The following is a 23,759-nucleotide window of genomic DNA, read 5'->3' as shown; positions in this document are numbered from 1 at the left end:
ACAGCGGCACGTCCATTCTCCAATTGCCTGTTCTGAAACTGCTTCAAAAACTCGCTGACTTCCGCTTCAATGGCTTGGGCTAGCAACTGCTGTGCTCCGGTCTGTAAAAGCTGATTCAAGGCATCTGTCATGGAGCCTCGACCTTCGAACTGAACAACGTTATCCTTCTTCATGGCGGTGTATCTCTAATGGTGGATTGATGGTCTGGTAACTACCAATCAACCAGATACGCCGCTTTTTTTCAACCTTGCTCAGACACCACTTTCAACCATACCTCCAACATTTTGTGGGGGGCGTCTAACCACGGCAAGTCGTTCATAGCGCATTCGATCGATTACGTATTCGGTTCGAAGGGGCCTCTTGGACGAAGAGCACTGACAATGCCTCCAGAGGGTAGTGGTGTGGATCGATGCATCCTTTGGATATCTGTTGATGAAGCTCCGTATACGCTCCAGCGGGGGGTGGCGGGTGGTGCAGTCGAGATCGCCGATGGCCATCACGACGTGATCATGGATGGGGAGGCAGGTTATCAGAGCGTCAGTGCGCAGCACTCAGCACAAGGTGCAAGCCTGTCAGGCCTTATGCTCGATCGGCTTGGTTTCCGCCGCGGCGCGCAGCTCCTAAAGAACGAGCGAGCGGACAAGGTCGCTTTCACCTTCCGCATGCTAATGCGCTACCTCCTCATTGACGAGGAGCGCATTTTCAGCAGAGAAAGCGTGATTGTTCGTAAGGGCGACCAACCAACGGCTGAAGATAAGAGCCTGCTCAAATTCCTTGCTACTGGCGTGGATGGCTCTGCTGTAGTAACTGTTTCCAAATCAGAAGTGCAGAAGGCGGCACGGGACGCCAAGATTGATGTCCTTCGTGAACTTATGTTGGAACAGACTGAGCAGATTGACGCGTCGTATAGCGACGAGGAACTTGCAAGTATCCTCGAAACTGCGGAACGAACACGCGATTACGCCGAAGCCGCCGCTGTAATGCATCAGGAAGAAATCGACACCGCACGATCCACCTTGAGCGAGTCTAGAAAAGAGCATCGGGGTAACGAAGCAAACATCGCTGATTTACGAGCGATGCGTCTTCGGTTCGAGGAATTGCGCAATACGTTTGTCTCGGATATTGAGAGGCTTGCTGGACTGGAAGAGGGTGGCTTCTTGCTGCAAAAATTTGCGGCGATGAACTGTCCTTTGTGTGGCGCTAACCCAGAGCATCAACATCATGATCATCGCCTCGACCTTGTCAAGCAGCAGCAACGTGCGGCTGAGGCAGAAATCAGGAAGATCGAGGTAGAGTTGAATGAACTAGATGCGGCGCTTGAAGAATTGTCTGCTGACATAGCCGAAGGTTATCAACGGAGTCAGCTGCTTCAAAAAAAAATGGAGGACGAGGCAGCGACGCTCCGGAATCTTATTGCTGATGAACGCATTATCCGCCCCCGTTTCCTTGAAGCAGTCGAAGTACTGCGCGTTCTCCGCGACGACCAAGAGCGTCGAGAGGAAGTTGGCCGTCTGGAGGCGCGGGTTGTGGCGCTGAAGGAGCAGAAAATACCTAGTCGTCCCAAGGCGACTGATTTCGATCCGAGCATTACGACAGATGAGGCGCATAGCATAGCGAAGGTCGTCAAAGAAGTTCTCGTCGCGTGGGGCTATCCGGGCATCGAGACTGTCAGCTTTGACCTCTCGACGCAAGATCTCATCGTGGATGGCAAAGAACGACGCAACAATGGCAAAGGTGTTCGCGCGATTCTTCATTCAGCCTTTCAAGTCGCAATCCTCATTTATTGCCATGAAAAAGGGCGTCCACACCCCAAATTCCTCATTCTTGATTCGCCGCTTCTCGCTTATCGCGAACCTACACCAGATTACGAAAAGAGTGAGGACGACGAGGCGTTAGCTCAGACAGGTCTGGCCGAAAGGTTCTACATGCACCTCGCGAGTATTTCCAACATAGGACAATTCATAGTGATCGAAAATGCGACCCCTCCAAGCACTTTGCCAGCAGACGTCAACCAAATCCGGTACGACCGAGGAGAAGGTTTGTTTCCATCCTTAGCTGAGTAAAGTCCACCTCTGGTCATGGAAGGGATGCTTTAAAAAGGATTATATATCCGATATATTGGAATATCGGATATTTGACAAACAATGCAGGACAGCTGTAGCGAGCAACAGTTTCTCATCGACGTCTGCCTGAACTAGCTATCGTAGTTCTTACCCGCTTTTTTCAACACTGTCCTGACCTCCTGCTCAGTGACATCCTGATAGATGGTGGTGGTTGCGGCCGATTTGTGCCCCAACACCTTCTGAACGGTTTTCAGATGCTCGCCTTGGTCGTGAAGTAGGTTCGTTGCCAGTGTGCGACGCCCGGAATGACTACTGGCACGATCGATACCGGACCATTCGCGCAGCATCGTGGCCATATGATCCTGCAGTGTATTGGGACTGTAGAATCCACCTTTCTGGGACAGTAACAGCGGATCATTGGGTCTCAGGGGCTTCTTCAGCGCCATGCGCTCGTCCAAGTACCGTGAGATAGCCTCCAGCAGAGCAGAGTCCGCCAGAGGAAGCTCCCGTGTCAGGCCACCAGACTTCTTCATGGGCGGATAGTAGTCAGCGGCAGTGAGCGTTTTGTGTCGCCTGGCATCTTTGACGATCTGCGCGACCAGACGATCAAATTCAGCCACGGTAAACCGCACGCTGGTACGTTCATTGGTTTTGTTGCCGACGGCAGCCATCGCACGAGCGCCTTTGGTGAAGCTTTTTGGCAGTACCAGAACGTCCTTGATCTTGTAACCCCGCGCGAACTCATCGCTCAAGGCAGCGACTTCACGAATACGCAGCAAGGCCATCTCTTGGGCACGAAGCCCCAGCTTGAAGCTGATCTGGATGATCAGGGCATTCTTGGCAGGGTAACGATGATGTTCGATCTCATCGAGTACGGCGCTGAGTTCGTCATTGGACAGCACCTTGGCTTGACCGTTTTTGGCCATCTGTTGGATACCGAAAACCGTGGATACCAACCAGTATAGACCCGACAGGGTAGATGTCCAGAAAATCCGTACTAATGATATTACTACGGATTTCATACAATCCGACTATCAAGTCTGACGCATTATCACAGACCGCCCCATGCGTGCGAATCGCTGAAAACGCACTCTTCGTAACTCTGGCGACACTGTTGTCTTGAAGAACTTCACGGTCCGCGATGGACTCAGAGCCGCTCAATCTGCGTTACTGGAGGTCACACACCCAAGCGTGGAGGCAGATCGTTCCAGCGCCTCGCAACTTGCCTTCCAAGCCTCTGGATCGATACCGAGCGTGGTGCGAAGCCAGGCAAGAGACAGGCGTTTCAGGGCTTCCAGTATATCGGGTGCTTCGGTGTCCGTCTCTTTCGCATCCAGCCCGGCGATGCCGCCGAGTCCGTGGCCAACGCCGTAAAGAGTCAGTAGATCCCGGTCCGCGAGGGTGGCGTCCTGAAAGGCATCAGCGTGCCACTCGGGGCCGCGCGGTGTGAAATGCGGATCGTCCTCGTCGCCGCAGACAACGAGGGCATTGGTGGTCATCGTCGAAAAATCGACTTCAAAGAAGGGAAACCGCGCGGCACTGTCGTCGGTCAGATCTTCACCGCCGCGAACCGGAGCCGCCAGCAAGATACCGGCGGAAATGCGCGGATCGGAGAAGTCCTCGCCTTGCAGTGTCGCACCAAGCAGGAGTGAGACAGTGTGCCCGCCGAAGGAATGACCTGCCGCTGCGATGCGTCTGCGGTCGAGTCGACCGCTCCTGCCGCCCGCTTGTTGCTCGATTTCGTCCAGCCGGTCCAGGATGGTGGTGAGTTCTCTCACTCGTTCTCGCCAGAAGAAGGGGGCTCCCTCCCGGTTCGAAGGCAGACCTCCAATGCGCGAGCTGGCGTGGGTCGGCTGGATTACCGCGAAGCCGCGCTCCGCCCAGAACTGGGCGAGCGGTGCATAACCGTCCTTGGATGGGATGTATTTCGAGGGCCCATAACCATGCGACAGCAGGATCACGGGTAGATTACCGCCCGCTGCCGGCGCAGTCTGCCGTAGCTCCAGTGGTGGACGCCCCGTCATTTCCAGGAGGATAGGCGTGTGTGCAACGGTCAATTCGGCTTCTGGCGTGGGGATAAGTCGCGCCAGATCGATGAGGTTGTTCATCAGTCTTGCTCCTGTTTGGGAAACACGGGAAACAATGAACGCTTCAGCCAGCGTCACGGGCGGCAAGTGTCCATGCGTCGGCGCCTGCGGGTATTCTCATCGGCGAGTTCTCATTCGTGACCGCCTGCCAGACGGCTTGGGCAACATTTTCGGACGTGGTGACCTCTGTGCTGGAGCGGAGCCCGGCAAGGTAGTCATGAACGAAGTCGGTATAAGGCTCGGGGATGTCCATCCCCATGCGCGAAACGGCGTTCTTGCCGAAGCTTGTGGCAGGCGCCGATCCCGGTAGCACCAGACGCGTACGGACGCCAAAGAGAGCTGCCTCGATCGCAAGGCTCTCCGTGAAGGCGTTCAGGGCAGCCTTGCTCGCACTATAGATCGAGAGAGCCGGAAACGGTTTCAGTGTGACGCTGGAGCTGACATTGACAATGACGCCTGCACGGCGTTCGCGCATCTGCGGTAGCACCGCCTTGGTCATCGCAAAAGCGCCAATGACATTCGTCTCGAACAATTCGCGGACCTTGCCGATGTCGGCGCCTTCGAGTACGTTCAGCATGCCGACACCGGCATTGTTGACCAGCGCGTGGAGCGGCCCGGCCGCGGCGATGGCGCTATTGATACTCTGCGCATGGGTAACATCGAGCGGCAGCACCTCAAGACCGTCCGTTGCAGGCAATTGATTGGCGTTAACGTCGCGCATGGTCGCCACGACCTCCCAGCCTTCGGAAAGGAATGTCTGCGCGATGGCAAGGCCAAATCCGGAAGAGGCGCCAGTGACGAGAATTCTGGGCATGTACATGTCTCCTGTGATTGATGTCATGCCAAGATAGGCTTGCGTCCCTGGAAGATCTATATGCAAAAGTCTGAAATCATTTATCAAGAGTCCGGAACCCATGAGTGACCCTGTCGCAGAGGTCGTCACACTGCTGAAGCCCAGGCCCTCCATTGCCAAACAGGTGACGGGCGGCGGCCAGTGGCAGGTTGAACGGACGGAACTTGGCAGCCCGTTCTATTGTGTCCTTCTCGACGGCGTGTGCCGCCTGACGATCGCCGGCGAGGCTCCCATCGTCTTGCACACAGGCGACTTTCTGCTGGTTCCGGAAGCCTGTTCATTCACGATGAGCAGCCTTGAGGCGCCACTGCAGAGCGCTCCACCGCAACGGCTCGAAACCAGCCCCGGCGTATTCAGACTTGGCGATCCTGCCGCAGTTGCCGACATGCGGGCGATGGTCGGCCATTGTGACTTTGAGTCGCAAGACAAGACGCTGCTGGCATCACTGCTGCCGGACGTCATTCATGTGCATGGCGCGGATCGACTGAGCCTGCTTGCGAAGATGATCGACGAGGAAACCGGTGCAAGGCGGACCGCACGCGAGGTCGTGCTTGCGCACTTGCTGGAGGTGCTCTTCATCGAGGCGCTGCGATCGGCAGGCTGCGCTGATGCCGCGCCAGGTTTGCTGCGCGGTATGGCCGATCCGCGCCTTGCCCCTGTTCTGCGCCGTATTCACGAGGAGCCGGGGAGCGGCTTCAGTACCTCACAGCTCGCTCGTGAAGCAGCTATGTCGCGGTCGACGTTTCATGCCCGCTTCCAGCGCGAAATTGGCACCACCCCGATGGACTATGTCACCGGCTGGCGCATGGCGCTGGCAAAGCAGCTACTACAGCAGAAGGTGCCAGCGGCGGAGATTGCCGAACGGGTGGGCTATGGCTCGGTCAGCGCCTTCAGCACCGCCTTCAAGCGATACGTCGGCATGTCTCCCGGTGCCTTCTCGAGGGGTGAAACAGCAGTACCGCGTTAGATAAGCCATGAGCTTTCCCCACGTGGCTATCTGCATTGGCTGGGTCTGCACAAGGCAGATTAGGCGCAATTCCGGATTGCTGCCATCAAATCAATATTCGTTCAATCTCATCCAGCGTCAATTCCTGCTCGGAGCGATCATAGATCTGAGTAGTCCGAGTAGACTCATGGCCCGCAATGCGAGCAGCTGTTTCAAGCTCACCGCCATTGCGCAGGTACTCGGTGATTCCGGTTCCCCGAAAGGAGTGATTGCAGATCTCGCCGGGTAGCCCGGCCTTCAAAGCCCGGCGCTTGACCATCTGCAATGCGGAGAATCGGGAAATGGGTTTCACCAGCAACTTGTTCTTCTGACGTCCTCGGCCCGACGTGCGGAAGAGGGGATCGTGACGCTCTCCCTCTATGCCAGCAGCCTTGATATAGGCATCCACATTCTGTTGCGCCACATGATGGGCGGGTATCACGTTGTACAATCCACCTTTCTCATGCAAGCGAAAGAAGGAACGCTTTCCCTGAGTGTAGTAATCCGCAACCGTCATGGAGGTCACAGCAGACACCCGACCAAAGCTGTACACCATGATGCTGATCAAGGCTCGATCACGCAGGCCCACCAGGGTGTCTGTTTCGATACTGTCGAACAGTGTCCGGGTTTCCTTGGCCGTCAACACCGGCGTCTTGCCAACCTTGACGGAGTAGCGGGGGCCTCTGACAGCATTGGCAGGGTTGCTTGCAATGATCTGACCCACGACCAGCCACTGAAACAACATCTTGATGGCTGCGAGATGTTGTTTGACACTTGGGGCAGCGTACACTTCGTTGAGCTTCTCGATATAGGCACCAACAATCATTGGGTCGATGTCATCAAGTTCTATCTTGTGGTATTCACACCAATCCGCGAAACGATAGATGGCGTGCAAGTAGGCCTGGCGTGTGTTCCTGTTGCGAATGCACGCCGTAAAGAACTCCCAGAAACGACGTCTACCAGCTTCGCTGCCTGCGAATATCGGAGGGGTTTCACCGGTGGCAATACGAGCCGGGATATCAGCTGAAATGCTGATGGTGACGAGATCGAATGAGTTGTCCATAGGGCGATGATACGCTAATTAAACATCACATAAAGAAGGTTATGTGATTATTTAATGTGTACAAAAAGTCGCAAAGGATCATTTGAATGTGTTTATCAAACACTTGCGCTCACACTCACAGGCATCACCAAGACTGGGGTCAGAGCCGGCTCGGCTGAAGGCCTGCCACCCAGGAGGTGATTCCAAGCCGGGAGATCTGCCCCGGAGCCACCAGATTCCTCCGCGCCTGAATCGCGTTTCGGAAACGAAATCTGGCCGGATCGCTCCAGAAGAGAGAAGGCACTCTCTGTGAGTGCCCGGTTGGAATCTTTCTCGACCACCCAGGCGATGGGCGATGACACGCGCAGGCCTTTTCCTGAATCATTGCACGCTCATTCGTTCAAATGAACTGCCACAGAGCCTATCACCACATGGGTACAGCAACATCGGCAATACACATGCGTGAACAACAACCTGTGCGTCGAATAAACGCATCGGCACCCGATACACAAGGCAGATCTTCAAGGTATCCCGCAGCGCACATCAAAGTCACCACTGAAAGGCCTTGCATACCGGTTTTCACATCGGAATTCGCGTTACCGAGTCCTGTACATCCGCGATACGATCATTCACATGAATTATCTCAGTGCAATGAGCCCACCGGATCTATCAGAACGCTCCACGTAAAAAAAACGTCTGAACAAGTACCGCTTGCCAACACTGACCGCCGCGACATTGAATCGATTCATCTGGCAAGCGGCATTGATGCGTTGATGCATTGCTGAACGTTTCTTGATGAACCAGAAGAAACGCCGCTGACGAGACATCGAGGCACTCGCATATCCCAAGACCAAGCTGGCCGACGCTTCGGAAAACTCCTGGTCTCAACAACACAGCTGATCCAGGAAGCCAACCCGGCCAACGCATGCAAGGCCATGATGAGCATTCTTTGCAATCGACAGGCACAGCGCCTCAGAGCGTCGCCGACATCAGCACAGAGCGCGCAGTGATCAACATGTCGATGCAGCAGCCAGGCATGTCCCACAACAATCAACAGTCACGCATACGCAGCATTCAACCGCAGCGTTTTACAGCGAAACGACGTAACGCACCGAAAACTGCACAGGAACACGCAACACCAGTCACACGGTTTAAAAGTCGGACACAAGCTAAAAGTTGGACACAAGCTTCAACAAACCTCGAATCGCGATCGTTCCGGCCAATCCATGCTTATGCGCATAATACATATTATGTTAAATTACACGGAATCATGCCTATGGCAATGTCCCCTGATCAAACTGTTACATCTCGCAGCGCTACTCCGTGAATGACTTGAAGTCCTGAAACAGAAAGCCAGATGCTACTGAGGCGCAGACCGAGATTTACGAACCGAACCCTCCGATCGCGCGCACTCGATGTGACCTCCATCGATCAGGGACGGTATCAGCTTTGCACCAAGTGTCTCGGCACGGAGCAAGTATCAACCTCGCCTTGCTCGCTCTGAGACCGATGGAGCCATCCACCATGCGCCGAATGCCTGAAGTCGAGAGTTTTCAAAACCGTCGTCCCACCCAGCCAGAACTGATTCCTCGGAAACTGTTCACGTTGCAGTGGCATGCAGCTGGTTCGCATACCTGATAAATGTAACGCTGCACCAGGCAGTAGCTGTTTCAGCGAGGAATCAACGTCGCCGTTATCTTCAATGAAGCCGCTATCTGGTTGCAAAAACGCGTGATATTCCGACCCCGTCTGACCTCGCTCAACGGCTTGTCTGCGCTGCACTGGAGAAACGTCGATGACCAGAACTGACAGCTCAGCAGACACTCAGGCAATGCACGTTCCGAATTCTTCAGGAAACTCGTGGAAACCGACACTGTGGCTGATCATCTGCAGTGTCGCAACCGTGCTCGCCATACAGACCTGGTCAAACACCGGTATCGTCCGCGGTATGGCAGATCTGCGAGCCGTGCTTTCGCAAGCCAACGATACTGCCCACAAACTCGAACGTAGACTCGGATACGGTGGCCTGATCCACAATTTCAAGAATTATGTCCTGCGTCCGGAGGAAGACAATTACCGGGTATCTGCGTACGCCGACGCAACGGAGGCGCTGTCACTGCTGGAGCTATTGCAAACAAGCGCCATGAAATACGGTATCGACGCCCCGCTCGCCAGCACTCACGAAATGTTGGAAAGCTACGCACAGCGCCTGGGAACGATTCGCGAACTCTCCAGCCAGGGCCTGAACTCAAGGTCGATTGACCAACAAGTCCGCTTTGACGATGAAGCCGCCCTGCAAGAGGTCCAGATGGTTCTGGAGAATCTCGACGCGGCAATCGATGATCGATTGCAAGAGCTGTACTCTCAGGGAACCATCACTTCCCTGCTGAGCACAGTCAGTACGATGGCATTGGGCCTGCTGATCATCGCTGTTGTCGCCAGACGACAACAGCGGCACTCGGCAGCACTCGCTGCATTCACGGAACATCTCACCAACAGCAACAACAACCTCGCGTCAGCCAATACATCGTTGCGACAATTCGCCGGAATTGTCTCGCATGACCTGAAAACGCCGATCCGATACATCCATACCTTCAACAGGATGATCGTCGAGGATGCTGCAAGTCCCCAGGCGGTCGAGCAACACGTCGACCTGATCGACCAGCAAGTTCACCAGATGGATCTGATCATCGACAGTCTTCTTGATTTCACGAAGGTCGGATTTACTCAGCCTGCCATGGAAAACATCGATATCAATCGACTGTTCTCGGATATCGAATACGATCTGCGATCAGACATCGACCGACATCGCGCCTCCATTCGCTTCAGGAACGATCTGGACATGACGGTGCAGGCGGATCCCGGACAATTGACGCGTCTGTTTGTCAACCTCATCGGCAACAGCCTCATCTACGCCCATGAAGACACACCGGCACAAGTTTTCGTGCAGGCGAAAAGCGATGGCGAAAGCGTTGTATTTTCTGTAGCAGATAATGGCATAGGTATCGAACCACGGTTTGCAACGAAAATCTTCGAACCCATGATTCGCCTTCACGGGCCGCAGTCGCAATACAAGGGGGTCGGTATTGGCCTATCTTTGGCAAAGACGATAGTCGAGAACCATGGTGGTCATATCTGGCTGGATACCGGATACAAGCATGGAACATGTTTCTCATTTTCTCTACCACTTGCACAAGGCACTCAACAGAAACAAGCGGCATGAATACATCAAATCAGGAACTCGTTCTGCTGGTTGAAGACAGTGACATTGATGCGGATCTGTTTCAACGCATATTCAGGCGACTCAAACCAACGGTCAGACTCATGCGCAGTGAAGATGGTATCAAGGCGCTGGAAACTCTTGAGCAATTCCGCCCGGATCTGATCATCATGGATATCCGCATGCCAAGAATGGGAGGACTTGAAGCGCTTGCAGCGATCAAGAATGACCAGTGCCTGAAATCCATACCCGTCATCATGATGTCCTCATCCAACGACGAAGATGATATCAGCGAAAGTTACCACCGCCTGGCCAACGCTTATGTCGTCAAGACCTTCGATGCGCGAGAGGGCGGCAAGATCGAGACCCTGATGCGCTTCTGGCTCGAGACTGCTGTGCTTGGTGTGAGGCCCTCACCGGCCTCGGGAACATAGCGGCTTCCTGTCAGCATCGGAATTCATCAGGTTCAAAGGCAAACAGTGCCAATGCGGTCCCTCCCCTGCTCCCGGATCGCATGGCGGCTCCGGGTTGCAGGTTTTCTACCTGTCGGGCGTGAATAATGGCCTCTTCATCAAGAACCATTGCACTTGGCCAGGATCGATTCAGCAATCTCATTCCGACTCGATTGTATCCCGGCCCAGCCAATCGGAAAAAACCCGGTTTCTCAGCTGGAATGTCCGCGCATACCATCGAGTATCACGATGCAAGGCGCTGGTCAGATGATGAGCTGCCGTTGGCAGATGGTCACTCATGACCATACCGGTATCCGGATGCAATCCTATGTAGCCGAAAGCGCTGAAGCGCAATGGGCCATAGGGAATCAATCTGGCCATGTGAGCCAGTCTTTCGGGATGCAGTGCAAACCGCAGGAATGAATTCACCAGGGCCATGTCGGCACTGGATGCTTTCGGGACAGCCCAGACGCTACGATCGATGATCTGTCCATCCCAGATCATGTTGATGGCAGCTCCGCGGTTCCAGGCGTCGAAGAAGCGGCCATTGTAGCCGGATGCCATGACAACCTTGCCTTGTTCACGAAGAGTAACGGCCTCTGCCGGATCATCCCACCAGATGATCTGGTCTCGCAGGATATCAAGTCGTTGAGTGACCAACCGCAGACCGCGCTCGGTGCTCAACAGATCATAGACCTGGCCAAGGGGTACCCCCTCTGCCATCATCGCCCATTCGAACAGGGCCGCCGGACTTCGTTGCAAGCCGCGTTTTCCAGGAAAGCGCTGCAAATCGAAGAGGTCCTCGATCTTCATCGGCTTTTCTCCCGTGAAAGCACTCTCATCGTAGGCAATCAGCGTAGAGTAGGTCAGGTGAGCCACACTACATGGCTCGAATACATCCGAGTGGAAATCAGCCAGGGAAAACTCATCCTGCATCAGTGGCCCCGGACCTCGATTCGGTGATGTGGCGATACTGCCTGCAGACAGAATTTCGGCATGGCTGATCGATTTCAGATGCCCGGCCTGGCAAGCCAGTTCAGCTTCATTCTCCAGCATGTCGAGGATATCGGGAGGTGTAGCTTCATCCAGAATCGACAGGCCACCCGTATACTCCGCCGTCCGAATCCGGACACCGCTGAATTGCTCGAAGGGGCTGAACAATGCGGCTTGTTGAGCGGCCTCGTACGCACCACCCCACGTACCTACAATCAGCGATGGCTCGGACTCATCCGCTCGCGCAGCGAAACTCAACAGCATCACCAAACACAATAACCGCAGGCTACAGTGCATCATTCTCTTCCCGGCGGGCCCGATGCACGGTTTGCATGTAGGCCGATATGATATCTCCTTCACTCAACACCCCGAGAAACCGCTGACCGTCGCGAGAAAGAACGGGGATGGTCTCTCCAATGAACCCTTGCATGCCATTCATCGCATCCCACAATGAAGAGTCGTTGTAGAGAACCAGACTGTCAGTCTGCAATTTCTCGCTCACCGTACCCTTGGCGTCGCCAGCCAGATCCTGCAGTCGCAGTAGTCCGACAAATTGCCCGGATGCTTTCACGACAACAGCCTCGGCTCGTCTGGCATCCAGCATTCGTCGGTACGCCGTCGTCGCGGCATCACCAGGATCGACCATCACGGCTTTTGACAATGGCAGTGACGACAGGTACAGCTGCTGCATTTGTGCACGGTCCCTGCCAGCAGACAGGTTCACTCCACGGGCAGCCAATTGAATATCGAACAGCGACCGGCCAGCCCACCTGAAGACAACGAGATTGGCAAACACCACAGACACCATGGCAGCAATGGTCAGTTCGTAATTTCGTGTCAATTCGAACACGATCAGTATGGCCGTCAGTGGTGCACCGATAATCGCACTTGCCAGAGCCATCATGCTGCTGATGGCGTATACGGCAATTCCCGAGTTCTCGACCCCCACTACCCCCAGCATGTTCCAGCATAACGCGCCAAACAGAATGCCGACCAACAACGATGGACTGAATATGCCACCGGCGAAACCAAAACCCAGACACAATGCCGTCAGCAGCAACTTGGCAATGACCAGCGACGCCAGCTCCAGGTTGTCGAAAGCCCCTTCAATGGTGGCAAAGCGCAGTAATTCCGTGCCGATGCCCAGCACATCGGGTAGCTCGAGAGCGACCATACCGACAACAAGCCCTGCAACCGCCGGACGCAATGCCGGATGAAGTCGGCTCGCATTCGCAATCCTGGCGCTGCCGAGGACACATTTCATGAACACCACCGCCAGACAGGCGCAGGCAATGCCCAGCAACGCAAACAGGGCAAACTCATAGACCTGGCCGACTCCGGCAAAGGTGACCAGAAACAGCGGTGGGCGTTCGAACAGCACATTGGCAACGATGAAGCCACTGGCGGAAGCAACGGTGGTAGGCGCAAAAGCCTGCAGCGAATAGTGACGCAGGATGACTTCATGAGCGAACACCAGACCGGCAATGGGCGCATTGAATGCGGTGGATATGGCAGCCGCGACGCCACAGGCAATCGCGATGGAGCGTGCATTGGGTATACGTAGCTTCAGTCGATCCAGCAGGCTGGCCTGAAGCGCTCCGAGATAGACCAGCGGTCCATACTGCCCGACTGAGGCACCGCAGCCCAGAGACAACACCGATGCAATGGTCGATACCAGGCCCGAACGAGCATCCGGCATCGGTTTGCGAAGCTGGGCGGAGAAAATGACATCGGCAGGCCCAAGAACACGTCTCTCCGCAGACAGTCGGTATATCAAACTGCCCACCAGCGCCCCTCCGAGCGTTGGAACCAGCACTGTCAGAAACGCCAGCAGCCTGTCATCGAGAATCTGTACACGCGCCCGAGGTGCCACCAACAACGCAGTATTGAGCCAGGAGACGCACTCGACAAACAGCAGCGCCGACAGGGAAACCACCGTTCCCAGCCCACAGCCCATCAACGTGAGAACGATGAATCGGTAAGTCGTACTGCCATGGGCTGAATCCTTGTCCATGACACACCGTAGACTCTCCCGTCTCTGATCGCAAGACGATGCCACGCTCGACGAGACGAATGCCCTGCATTCGCGATACGGTACACAGACAACTGCTGCCCGTTTCCGCTGCGAACCACCCTTCAATCAGATCAATACAACAGCCAGACCTTACCCATGACTGCAACCACCTATACGCATCGCTGGAACCCGCCTGACCGAGCAGCAGAGCGCCCTTTCGGTATCTACCTCCTGCATGGCACCGGTGAGCATCTTGGACGCTATGACCGCCTCGCGAACCATCTGGCATCGCAAGGCTGGTGTGTCGGAGCGCACGATCATTTCGGGCACGGACGTTCGGCGGGACAGCGGGGTCTGGTAACACCGGATGACATCCTGTCAACAGTGGCCGTGGAGCAGCTCGATGCCTTTGCCCAGGAAAGCGGATCTCGTCCGGTACTGTTCGGCCACAGCCTGGGGGGAGTGCTGGCCACGCAGTTGGTGATCGAACACGAAGTGCCGGTCACAGGCCTCATGCTATCCGCACCCGCCTTCGTACCCGCGATGCGCCGCAGGGACCATGTCAAGCTGCGTCTGCTGTCCCTCATCGCCCCGAAGCTGTGCCTGGATCTGGGCTATGATCCCAGCCGCTTGACGAACGATATCAGTGAGCAACAGACGGCCCTGGCCGACGAGCTGCTGCATGGCTACAAATCGGCATCACTGGTCAACTGGCTGTTGCGTACCGGCAGGCGCATGCTGGACAAGGCCGACCAGCTGAACGTGAAAACCCTGTTGATGATTCCAGGGGCAGACTCGGTGGCGGACCCGGCTGAAACACGGCGTTTCGCCAGCAAGGTGGCGCAGGAGATTCTGACAGTCCGTGAATATGACGGCTATTTTCACGAATTGCTCAACGAATCTCCTGAGTGGAGGTCCCGCGTCATGGACGATATGGATCAGTGGCTGGAACGCCTTCTCTGACCCCTGAACGTATTGTCCCTGACCTCGCTCAATGGGAAACCTGATTGATGGATACCCGAGCCGACCTGGTCCTTGCTGGATCGGCTGGTCATCGCAGATGCGTAATCAGGCAACCTTCGCCGAACTGTCTCCGCCCTGCCGCTGATAACGGACTGTTCGAATCATCTCTCGAATGCGTGGCTGGATCTCGGTGCGCCATCGAGTCCCGTTGAAGACCCCATAGTGCCCGACACCCGGTTGCATGTAGTGCCAACGCTTGTTTTCGGGCACATTGGGACAAAGCTCGTGGGCAGCCTCTGTCTGTCCGATTCCGCAGATATCATCCCGCTCACCTTCGACTGTCATGATCGCCGTCTCCTTTATCGCACCCAGATCGACAATCTCGCCCTTGTAGGTGAACGTACCGTTGGGAAGCGCATGTTCGATGAATACTCGTTGAACGGTCTCCAGATAGAATTCTGCGGACAGGTCCATCACTGCCAGATACTCGTCGTAGAATTTGTTGTGCTGTTCAACGCTGTCGCAGTCTCCTGTAATCATGTCATTGAAAACAGATTTGTGAGCTTCGATGTGCCTGTCCAGGTTCATGGCCATGAATCCGGAAAGTTGTATATAGCCCGGGTACACACGACGCATGGCACCCGCATTGGGCCAGGGCACGCGCTGAATGACATTCCGCTCGAACCACTCGATCGTCTTCGACTTGGCAAATTCATTCACGGCAGTCGGATTGCGGCGCGTATCCAGCGGTCCTCCCATCAGTGTCAATGACGCCGGTGTGCACTCATCATTCATCGACGACATGACAGCCGTTGCGGCAATGGCGGCTACTGCTGGCTGGCACACGGCTATGACATGCACATCCTTGCCGATCCAGCGCACACATTCCATGATTTCGGTGACGAAATCATCAAGAGTGAACGCACCCATCGCGACAGGTATATCACGAGCGTCCTGCCAATCCGTGATATAGACATCGTGCTCCGGAAGCATGGCCTTGACAGTGCCGCGCAATAGCGTTGCATAGTGACCGGACATCGGAGCGACAAGTAACACCTTGGGGTCATCACGATGACCACAAACCGCTTCATCTCGATCAAAATGCAGCAGGTCGCACCAGATTCGATCAGCAACCACATCGTGTGTGACCGGTACGTCCTGACCATCAATCCTTGTGCTGTCGATCTCCCACTCCGGCTTCCCGTATCGGCGCGTCATGTTCTCGAACATGGCACAGGACGCAGCAACAAACCGTTTGCTGTACGTCTCGGGCCAGGGGTTCAAAGGTGTTTCGACCATTTGCCGCAGCATGTGGCTCTGCATGCGCCACGGTAACAGCGCCGAACGGGTGAGCTCGTTAGTGTAATAATTCATTCAGCACTCCAGTCATGTAATTGTCATATATTGCAATGCAACATTGACGAATGTCAATCTTGGGAAAGAGTGTAGTGCCAATATTTCACATTTGTTCTGGTCAATACGTACCACTCTGGCGGTTTCGAGACCAAAAGGTTAGTAAAACAGGGTTATTTCGCACCATTTTGGTGCATCGCAACGGGTTTTTTCTGTCACTCGGACTCTCAAGACCCTCATCCTGAACGATGCTACCGATAGCCTTGTTACCGAAAGACAGTTCGCAATTCCTGAGCCGAAACTGTCATCTTCGATGATTGCTGCCCTGCGTCAATCAGGACTCGGCAAGTTCTTCCACTTGTTCGGGTAATCGCTGCTGTCGGGATGTCTTGCCGATCCCCGGATTGAAGGAGTTGGTCGGATCCAGATCGGTGTAGAAATCGGCCAGTGCCGGTTTCGCCTCATACAGGTGTCCGACATTGTGCTCGGCCGGGTATTCGGCACCACGCTGATTGAGCAATGCCAGCATCTTCGCCTTGATGGCCGCGGCATTCGCCCCTTTGCGCACGATATAGTCCTGATGGAATACGTGGCAGAAGAAGTGACCGTAATAGAGTTTGGAGACGATCTGTTCATCGATGTCTTTCGGCAACGTCTCGATCCAGTCGGTATCGTTTCGTCGCAGAGCGATATCCAGCGCAATGATATCCTCCACTTCCTCGCCATGGGTTGCCTGATAACGTACCGCCGCACCAGCGGCTGCAAAACGATGCAGCATGGCTTTCTTGCCCTCTCTGGCATCGCACTCGAACCAGCCGTCAGCCCCCAGAACCTCATTGAGCAATGCTTCAGTGTCATCCGCGATCGAGGCACCGACCTTCAGGATCAGGTGATGCTCGAAACGATCACGGTAATCGAGCATGCGCTTCGGCAAGGCTTCCGGTAACAGACGACTGAAGAACTGCAGAACCCTGTCACTGAAATGGTCCGGTACAAAGGACAAGCGTTTGGCGCGCGCATCCACCTGGCCTTTCAGCGAGAAGAAGTGTGGCAGGAAATCCGTGCCCAGCCAGTGGATCATCAACAAGGTGTCCTTGCCATAGGTACGGGCGATATCAAAACAATCCCGATGAAGGTATTCACCACTGATGGGCAATTCAGGCAATTCGGCCAGGGCACGTCGGCGCAAGGTCGTCAGCTCCGTCGGATCGTTGGTGCCCAGGTAATACACTCGGTCACCGGTATTGGCCGGGAACGTATCCAGGCGCACGGCAAACACGGCCAGCTTTCCGGCACAACCGGCGCATTCGTGCAGATGCGACGGATCGGCATTGAAGCGCGCCGGTGTTGCAGCATCAACCTCACGAACGCGTGACTGATAGACACTGGTTGATGCCTTGCCGGCATCGGGGTTCACGTCCTTGTCGTCGAACTGCCCTTTTTCCAGCCGTTCCAGCATTTCTTCGGGCGTATTTCCCAGCTCGATACCCAGATGGTTTACCAGCGTCAGTGTGCCATCGGCCTGCCGCTGGGCGAACAGTGACAACTCGGTATACACCGGCCCACGCTGCACCAGTGACCCGCCCGAATTGTTGCACACACCGCCGACGATCGAGGCACCCAGACAGGATGAACCGATGACCGAATGCGGTTCTCGCTTCAAGGGCTTGAGCAGCTTTTCCAGCTTGTACAAGGTGCCTCCGGGATGACTGACGACCTGCTTGCCCTGATCCAGCAGATGGATCTTGTCGAGCCTGAGCGTGTTGATGATGACCACATCCCGATCGTAACTGCCATTGGGCGTCGAGCCTTCTGTCAGCCCCGTATTGGCAGCCTGCATGATCACGATCTTGTTCGCCTCGACTGCCGCTTTCAGCACTTGCCACAATTCCAGCAAGGTGCCTGGCAATACCACGGCCAGTGCCTCTCCTTCACCAGACCGAAAGCCCTTGCGAAAACGCTCCGACTTGCGGGCGTCCGTATGCACGTGTCGCCGGCCGGCAATGGCGTGGAATCGGCTGATCAGATCGTTGTTATTCATGGTTGAGCGGCAATTCGGTTATCCGGTTTTGATCAGTGACATGAGCGCATCACTCACGCCCAGACTGTAAAAGGCAAGCATTCCAAGAATACCGGCAAACAGGAAGTAATAGAGAGTGGGAATGATGGTCATGCGCAAGGTCGCACCTTCACGGCCCAGCATTCCCACGGTTGCCGATGCTGCGACCACATTGTGTATGGCGATCATGTTGCCGGCCGCCGCACCAACGGCCTGCAAAGCCACCATCATTGCAGTGGACAGCCCCAGATTGGCAGCTACATTGAACTGGAAATCGGACAGCATCAGATTGGATACGGTATTGGAACCGGCAATGAAAGCGCCAAGGCCACCAATGGCAGGGGCAAACAGCGGATAGACCTCGCCCACACTGTTGGCCACGAACTGTGCCATGACCACTGGCATTGACAGAATGTCTGCTGCATTGACACCTGAATTGATGAGTATGCGAACCATGGGAATGGTGAATATCAGAACAAAGCCTGCGCCCAGAAGAGTGCGCGTGGATTCAGCAACCGCCTTGCCAAGGTCTGCCGCTTTCATCCGGTGCAGAAACGCGGTGATGATCACGACCATCAGCAGGATTCCCCCGGGCAGATAAAGCGGCTGAATGCTGCCCGAAACACCTTGTTCGCCAAGAATGTCGGCCCAACCAACACTGATCGATGTCAGTGAATCATTGAATGAACCGATCGCTCGAGAGGCAACCAGTATCACGGCCAGCAGCACATAGGGAACCCAGCCCATCAGCGTGGATATGCTTCGCCGCGAAGGATCGTCATCGAGTCGAATTTCCATCGTGCCGTTCCAATCGGCAGGCCACAGGTTTGACGGAGCAAAATCCCATTGGTCAGACGGAATCAGGAAGCCCCTGCGTGCTGCGGGAACGACAATGGCAAGGCCCACCATGGCACCGATCATCGATGGGAATTCAGGCCCCAGAAACACACCGGCCAGCGTATACGGCACAACAAAGCAAAGCCCGGCGAACAAGGCAAAGGGCGCAATCGACAGGCCTTCAGTCCAGGAACGACGTTCGCCGAAGAAGCGCACCATGATGATGACCAGCAACAGTGGCATGAACAGACCGACGATGCCATGGATGATGGCAACTTCGGAGACCACGGTATTGAAATAGTCTGCCCACCCCAGGCTCGAGCCACCGAGTTGCTCGGAAATGGCCGTCTTGTTCAAACCACCGGTGACACCGACAACCAGTGGCGTACCAACCGCCCCGAAGGACACCGGCGTGGACTGGATCATCATGCCGACCACGACTGCCCCCAACGCCGGAAAGCCCAACGCCACCATGAGTGGTGCAGCGACCGCTGCCGGTGTTCCGAACCCTGAAGCACCTTCGATGAAGCAGCCGAACAGCCAGGCGACGATGATGGCCTGCACCCGCCTGTCCGGACTGACGCCGGAAAAGCCATTGCGGATTGCCTTGATACCACCCGAATACTTGAGCGTATTGAGCAGCAGTATGGCGCCGAAAATGATCCACAGAATTGCCACGGTAAGAATCAGGCCTTGCAGGGTCGAAGCCAGCACACGATTGAAGCTCATCTGCCAGGCGAACAGTGCGATCAGCGCGGTGACCAGATAAACGATGGGCATCGCCGATCGGGCAGGCAAGCGCATCCCTATCAGTAGAATGCCAGCGAGAATGATCGGAGCGAAGGCCAGTAGTGCCAGTAGAGTCAGGTTCATTGCTTGTCGATGGATCGTGGACGGGTGGTTCCCGGGCAAGTCGGCTATTGTCTCTGCTTTGACCGGTTTTTCACAAGTCACAGCAGTTGACCTTGATCAAGGAAAGTGTACCGTCAATGCAACTCCCGTTACCAGGTCGGCAGCCCTCCGCAAGACCATGACTCATGAGCAAGAGGCATCAACGGACAAACGCCTGCCATTCAATCAGCTTGCTGATTCGTGCCAGACCACGAACCGGTAGCGCCATGCCGGAGAAGCAACGGGCTTTGTTGGCAAGAACATGGTCATCGATATACCCATGAAGCCAATGTCCCAATGGATCCGCACCACCTGAGTACAGTCAATTTCCATTGGTGCCCCGCGGCACGTATCAATCCCGATGGCTCCCTTGAAATGGGTACCGTCACAGCAACAGTTTCATTTCGTTTCGCCAATGGCGAGCCGGTTCCCCTTTCTCTACATTCTCGAGCCGAACAATACGTGCTGACGGTACTGCTCGGAACAGCTGAGCATGGGACTCTGGCGAGCATTGCCGGGAAAGGCATCTCTGACCTTTTTCAGGAATTCATCGTGGGTCATCTTGCCAATGCCCTGCTGTTGCAAGACACCCAGGGCATTCCGCGTGAAGTCTCCCTGGTCATTGCTCTCCCAGGCAAGTTGACTGGAAAGGCAGGCGGCGAAGGATATCTCCTGCTGCTCTTCCGCCGAGCGCTGACTTATCGTACGCGACCCGGACTGCGCGGACTGAGTACGTAGATGTACCGCAACCATCTCCGCATCGGCTTGTAGAAAACGAGGTCGTGCATCGGCAAGGGCATGCGACATCGGACTGTTGAACATGGCGCGTGAATTTGTCCCGGAGTGACAACAGTCCATGATGAGCGTCACATTCGCACCAGCCGGAATGCCATTGCATATGTCTCCGATATCATCATCAAGGATGAACCCGCTTCGGTGATGATCGACCGGCACCAATGCTTCATCAAGACCTGGCGTATCACCAGAAGCCTCGTCACCATTCAGATCCGGCAACTGCGTACCATGCCCGGAATACTGAATGGCGATCACATCTCCTGCCACACAACTGGATACCAGCCGCCTGATTGCCTCGAGAATGCCTTCACGCGTCGCTGCCGCATCGGTCAATACCGGTTCAGTCAGAAACCCATTATCCTGAAACCAGTCATGCCAACGCCCGGCATCGTTGACACAGCCGCGTAACGGGCTGACCGGATAGGTGTTGATGCCGATACATAGTGCGCGGCGAGAGCCGGCTCTCTGTGGCTCTGTCGGGACTTCCTTGTCCGGAGACGATTCGATCAATGGCGAGCCCTGCAATGACTCTTCATCACCCCCTCCCGATCCTGTCGTGGAGTTCGTCTCGCTCGATTCATCCAGCTCTGGAGACCCCTTGAAACCGGAGAGGTCTTCGGCCGGTTGATCCTCTTCCATGAGCGGAGACCCCTGTGGAAGTTCTGACAGCTTGTCCTGTTCGTTCTCCGCGACCATCGGGCTTGGCGTATTCCTGTTCATTCGACTATCTCCAGAGCCAGGTTGTAAATCCACAACGGTAAAACACATGCTTTCTGTCGCACCGTCCCTGGCACGGCGAGAGCCGAAGTCCGTTCGTGAGCGGGGGTCTAGATACGCGTGATCATCCAATGCTGACCACTATAGTTTCCGGTATTACCCATGAATGGTGCGTTGTTGGCATTGCTGTAAGTGTCCAGCGAACGGCCGATTCCCAGAAAGCTGTTGGTCAATCGGTGATAACCACCGCCAGTGGGAAGAAATTTCCACATCTGGCCACTGTAGTTACCGGTCTGTCCCATGAATGGCACATTGTTGCCATTGCTGTATGTGTCCAGTGACCGCTCCTCGCCAAGAAAGTAATTGGTCAAACGATAGTATCCAGGCCTCCCCTGCAGCGGCGTGATCTTCCAATACTGGCCACTGTATCTGCCCGAAGTTCCCATGAATGGCGAGTTGTTGGCGTTGCTGTAGGTATCCAGTGCACGCCCTGTATCAAGGAACCGGTTGGTAAATCGATACCATCCGGATTCGAATGGTCCGGGATCCGGAAACGGATAAGCCTGGTTGATGAACGATCTGTCCTTGTCGGACATGCTCTTGTTCGACCCGACCTCGTAGTTCCCGTATGTCAACTCGTTCGGTATGCTGTAGCACATGATCGAGTTTCGGTCGAATTGAGTGAACTGGGTTGAGTCCACACTGTGTTTGCGGAAAATATTGAGGTCTACTTTGGCGCGATCCCAGGGAGGATTCTGGGTTCTTGCGTAGTATCGATACACGGCCGGCTTGTTCCATGGAATATCCACTGACGGATTCTGGTGTTCATGAATGCAGCCCAGCGCATGCCCGAACTCGTGAACGGTCGTACGATAGAAATCCTCATCTGAAGTCTGTTCATCAAACCAGCCGAAATTCATGGTTTCTTTGTTCTGAGCTACCAAAAGAGCGTCTGTGCCAACGTTGGAGTAGGATCCTCCCTTGTTGAAGGAAATGCGAATTTCCGCATTCTGACTGTCGTTGAAATCAAGCTTGATGTTTGCATAGTATGTCCATTCTCTGGCAAACCTCTTGACCTTCTCCTGTACGAAGCGGCTCCCATTGAGAAAGCGAATATTCAGCGTGCGTCCGACCTGCCACTTCTTGCCGTGAGTCAAGGCAAGGCGTGCCTGCTCGTCTCTCGACAGAGCCTTGTCTCCGTTATCCAGTGACGAAACCATCGGTGATGGGGCGGGCGTTTCCTCGTCAGCATCATTCGACAAACCACTGGCAGAAACCGGCCTCGCATTATCGGGGTTCTCTGCAATTGCAAGACGCCTGGCCTCTTCAAGTTGATCATCACTCACCAGCAACTCAGTGCAAAATCTTATGTCACCGCTCATATCAATTCCTCTGTAATGGATCAATGATCTCGCCGGAATATTGACTCACCCTTTTGGTATGGAAGATTGTCGAAAGTCTTTCTCAAGATCGACTGTTTACCGAACTACAACTCCAAGCTTATCAAAGATATATCACACTACAAGCATGATACCTTCCTGTCCAAATGGACAGGCCCTGAAATATACAACTCGTCACCCTTCACGGTTGCTGCATTCCAGCATGATTGATCAATGAATTTCGAGAGCGCCCAGGCAGATCAACATGCTACTGCCTCGCAGAGCACGCCTGTCATGAAAAACGCAGCGAAGATACTGAAAATCCCATGAATCCCTGTACTCGCGCTCAACACATAAACAGTACCAGAGCCGTCATCCTCGACCGTCAACATACTGGCTTCATGCCTGTGTTGGCTACCAGCGATCACGTTTCGCTATAATCGGCCCATGAACACTCAGATAACCGACATGAATATCAACGGCTTTGCTCTGGCAGGAGTGCCCGCCGCCGAGGCCGGTCAGGTCGACCGCTTGCTCAGCGCACTGGCGGTGCAACTGTCCGAACGCGGCATCAGACTGGCTGGCGCTGTGCAGAGTGACGTCGAACGACACGACCGTAGCCGATGCGACATGACCCTGCGCATTCTGGGCTCGAACAATCAATACTCCATCTCCGCCGACCTCGGACCACTATCGAAAGGCTGCCGACTGGATACCGGCGCACTGGAGATGGCGGCCTGGGAGGTCGAGAATCTGCTGCGTACGTCCAGCGACGAGGCATTAGCTCAATTATTGATCGTCAACAAATTCAGCAAGAGCGAGGCTCAGGGTAAGGGCTTCGCGAGTGTCATTGCTCTGGCCATGGAACGTGGCGTGCCGGTTTTATGCGGGATAGGTCAATTGAGCTCAGCGGACTTCCGGGACTTTACTGACGAGCAAGCGGAACTGCTGGAAGCCAGCGAGCAGGCCATTGAACAATGGGTGAACTCTCGAGTACTGGCATCATGATCATGCTCGCCTGGCTCAGCATGGCTTCACCCGAGCAGCGAAAATTGA

The 23,759-nt window shown here is 55.0% G+C and carries 17 protein-coding genes; 6 read left to right on the top strand and 11 right to left on the bottom strand.

Annotation, left to right across the window (positions count from 1 at the left end; translation table 11 throughout):
- Positions 1-380: 380 nt before the first annotated feature.
- Positions 381-2,063 carry a hypothetical protein gene (locus ACUNV4_RS09515; RefSeq protein ID WP_430878282.1) on the top strand — a complete coding sequence of 561 codons (1,683 nt, stop codon included), beginning with the start codon at positions 381-383 and terminating at the stop codon, positions 2,061-2,063.
- A gap of 131 nt (positions 2,064-2,194) precedes the next feature.
- On the opposite strand, the gene ACUNV4_RS09510 is transcribed toward ACUNV4_RS09515, so the two are convergent.
- From ACUNV4_RS09510 to ACUNV4_RS09500, 3 genes are all read right to left on the bottom strand, one after another.
- Positions 2,195-2,989 carry a tyrosine-type recombinase/integrase gene (locus ACUNV4_RS09510; RefSeq protein WP_430878281.1) on the bottom strand — a complete coding sequence of 265 codons (795 nt, stop codon included), beginning with the start codon at positions 2,987-2,989 and terminating at the stop codon, positions 2,195-2,197.
- Between the two features lie 231 nt (positions 2,990-3,220).
- Complete coding sequence (locus ACUNV4_RS09505; RefSeq protein WP_430878280.1) at positions 3,221-4,171, bottom strand: alpha/beta hydrolase family protein; 951 nt, start codon at positions 4,169-4,171, stop codon at positions 3,221-3,223.
- A 43-nt stretch (positions 4,172-4,214) separates the two neighbouring features.
- Positions 4,215-4,964: an SDR family oxidoreductase gene (locus ACUNV4_RS09500; protein WP_430878279.1), complete on the bottom strand. Its 750-nt coding sequence runs from the start codon at positions 4,962-4,964 to the stop codon at positions 4,215-4,217.
- A gap of 100 nt (positions 4,965-5,064) precedes the next feature.
- Between ACUNV4_RS09500 and ACUNV4_RS09495 the strand changes: the two genes are divergently transcribed.
- Entirely contained in the window at positions 5,065-5,970 is a 906-nt protein-coding gene (locus ACUNV4_RS09495; RefSeq protein ID WP_430878278.1) for an AraC family transcriptional regulator, read from the top strand.
- A gap of 85 nt (positions 5,971-6,055) precedes the next feature.
- On the opposite strand, the gene ACUNV4_RS09490 is transcribed toward ACUNV4_RS09495, so the two are convergent.
- On the bottom strand, positions 6,056-7,051 hold the full coding sequence (locus ACUNV4_RS09490; RefSeq protein ID WP_430878277.1) for a tyrosine-type recombinase/integrase: 996 nt from the start codon (positions 7,049-7,051) through the stop codon (positions 6,056-6,058).
- Between the two features lie 1,774 nt (positions 7,052-8,825).
- Between ACUNV4_RS09490 and ACUNV4_RS09485 the strand changes: the two genes are divergently transcribed.
- The gene (locus ACUNV4_RS09485; protein WP_430878276.1) at positions 8,826-10,253 is read left to right on the top strand and encodes a sensor histidine kinase; all 1,428 of its coding nucleotides are present in this window, start codon (positions 8,826-8,828) and stop codon (positions 10,251-10,253) included.
- The gene (locus ACUNV4_RS09480) at positions 10,250-10,684 is read left to right on the top strand and encodes a response regulator (RefSeq protein ID WP_430878275.1); all 435 of its coding nucleotides are present in this window, start codon (positions 10,250-10,252) and stop codon (positions 10,682-10,684) included. Before ACUNV4_RS09485 ends, ACUNV4_RS09480 begins: the two co-directional genes overlap by 4 nt.
- Positions 10,685-10,861: 177 nt before the next feature.
- Here ACUNV4_RS09480 and ACUNV4_RS09475 read toward each other — a convergent pair whose 3' ends face one another.
- Both ACUNV4_RS09475 and ACUNV4_RS09470 read right to left on the bottom strand, forming a co-directional pair.
- Complete coding sequence (locus tag ACUNV4_RS09475; RefSeq protein ID WP_430878274.1) at positions 10,862-11,959, bottom strand: extracellular solute-binding protein; 1,098 nt, start codon at positions 11,957-11,959, stop codon at positions 10,862-10,864.
- A gap of 22 nt (positions 11,960-11,981) precedes the next feature.
- Positions 11,982-13,709 carry a chloride channel protein gene (locus tag ACUNV4_RS09470; protein ID WP_430878273.1) on the bottom strand — a complete coding sequence of 576 codons (1,728 nt, stop codon included), beginning with the start codon at positions 13,707-13,709 and terminating at the stop codon, positions 11,982-11,984.
- 156 nt (positions 13,710-13,865) lie between these two features.
- On the opposite strand from ACUNV4_RS09470, the gene ACUNV4_RS09465 reads away from it, so the two are divergent.
- A complete protein-coding gene (locus ACUNV4_RS09465) occupies positions 13,866-14,672 on the top strand; it encodes an alpha/beta fold hydrolase (RefSeq protein ID WP_430878272.1) in 807 nt (268 codons plus the stop codon).
- 105 nt (positions 14,673-14,777) lie between these two features.
- Here the strand turns inward: ACUNV4_RS09465 and ACUNV4_RS09460 are convergent, their stop codons facing one another.
- The 5 genes from ACUNV4_RS09460 to ACUNV4_RS09440 all read right to left on the bottom strand — a co-directional run bounded on the left by ACUNV4_RS09460 (position 14,778) and on the right by ACUNV4_RS09440 (position 22,706).
- Positions 14,778-16,046, bottom strand: a complete 1,269-nt coding sequence (locus tag ACUNV4_RS09460; protein ID WP_430878271.1) for a polyhydroxyalkanoate depolymerase — start codon at positions 16,044-16,046, stop codon at positions 14,778-14,780.
- 313 nt (positions 16,047-16,359) lie between these two features.
- The gene (gene dld, locus ACUNV4_RS09455) at positions 16,360-18,066 is read right to left on the bottom strand and encodes a D-lactate dehydrogenase (RefSeq protein WP_430878270.1); all 1,707 of its coding nucleotides are present in this window, start codon (positions 18,064-18,066) and stop codon (positions 16,360-16,362) included.
- An 18-nt stretch (positions 18,067-18,084) separates the two neighbouring features.
- Positions 18,085-19,794, bottom strand: coding sequence for an L-lactate permease (locus ACUNV4_RS09450; protein WP_430878269.1), 1,710 nt, complete (start codon positions 19,792-19,794; stop codon positions 18,085-18,087).
- Between the two features lie 456 nt (positions 19,795-20,250).
- A complete protein-coding gene (locus ACUNV4_RS09445; RefSeq protein ID WP_430878268.1) occupies positions 20,251-21,327 on the bottom strand; it encodes a caspase family protein in 1,077 nt (358 codons plus the stop codon).
- A 107-nt stretch (positions 21,328-21,434) separates the two neighbouring features.
- Complete coding sequence (locus ACUNV4_RS09440; protein WP_430878267.1) at positions 21,435-22,706, bottom strand: M12 family metallopeptidase; 1,272 nt, start codon at positions 22,704-22,706, stop codon at positions 21,435-21,437.
- Positions 22,707-23,150: 444 nt separating this feature from the next.
- Between ACUNV4_RS09440 and ACUNV4_RS09435 the strand changes: the two genes are divergently transcribed.
- On the top strand, positions 23,151-23,711 hold the full coding sequence (locus ACUNV4_RS09435; protein ID WP_430878266.1) for a DUF2478 domain-containing protein: 561 nt from the start codon (positions 23,151-23,153) through the stop codon (positions 23,709-23,711).
- Positions 23,712-23,759 lie beyond the last annotated feature (48 nt).

It is taken from the genome of Granulosicoccus sp. 3-233, assembly GCF_052681095.1.
The sequence above is the reverse complement of the archived record's forward strand: the minus strand, read 5'-3'. Positions and strand labels throughout refer to the sequence as shown.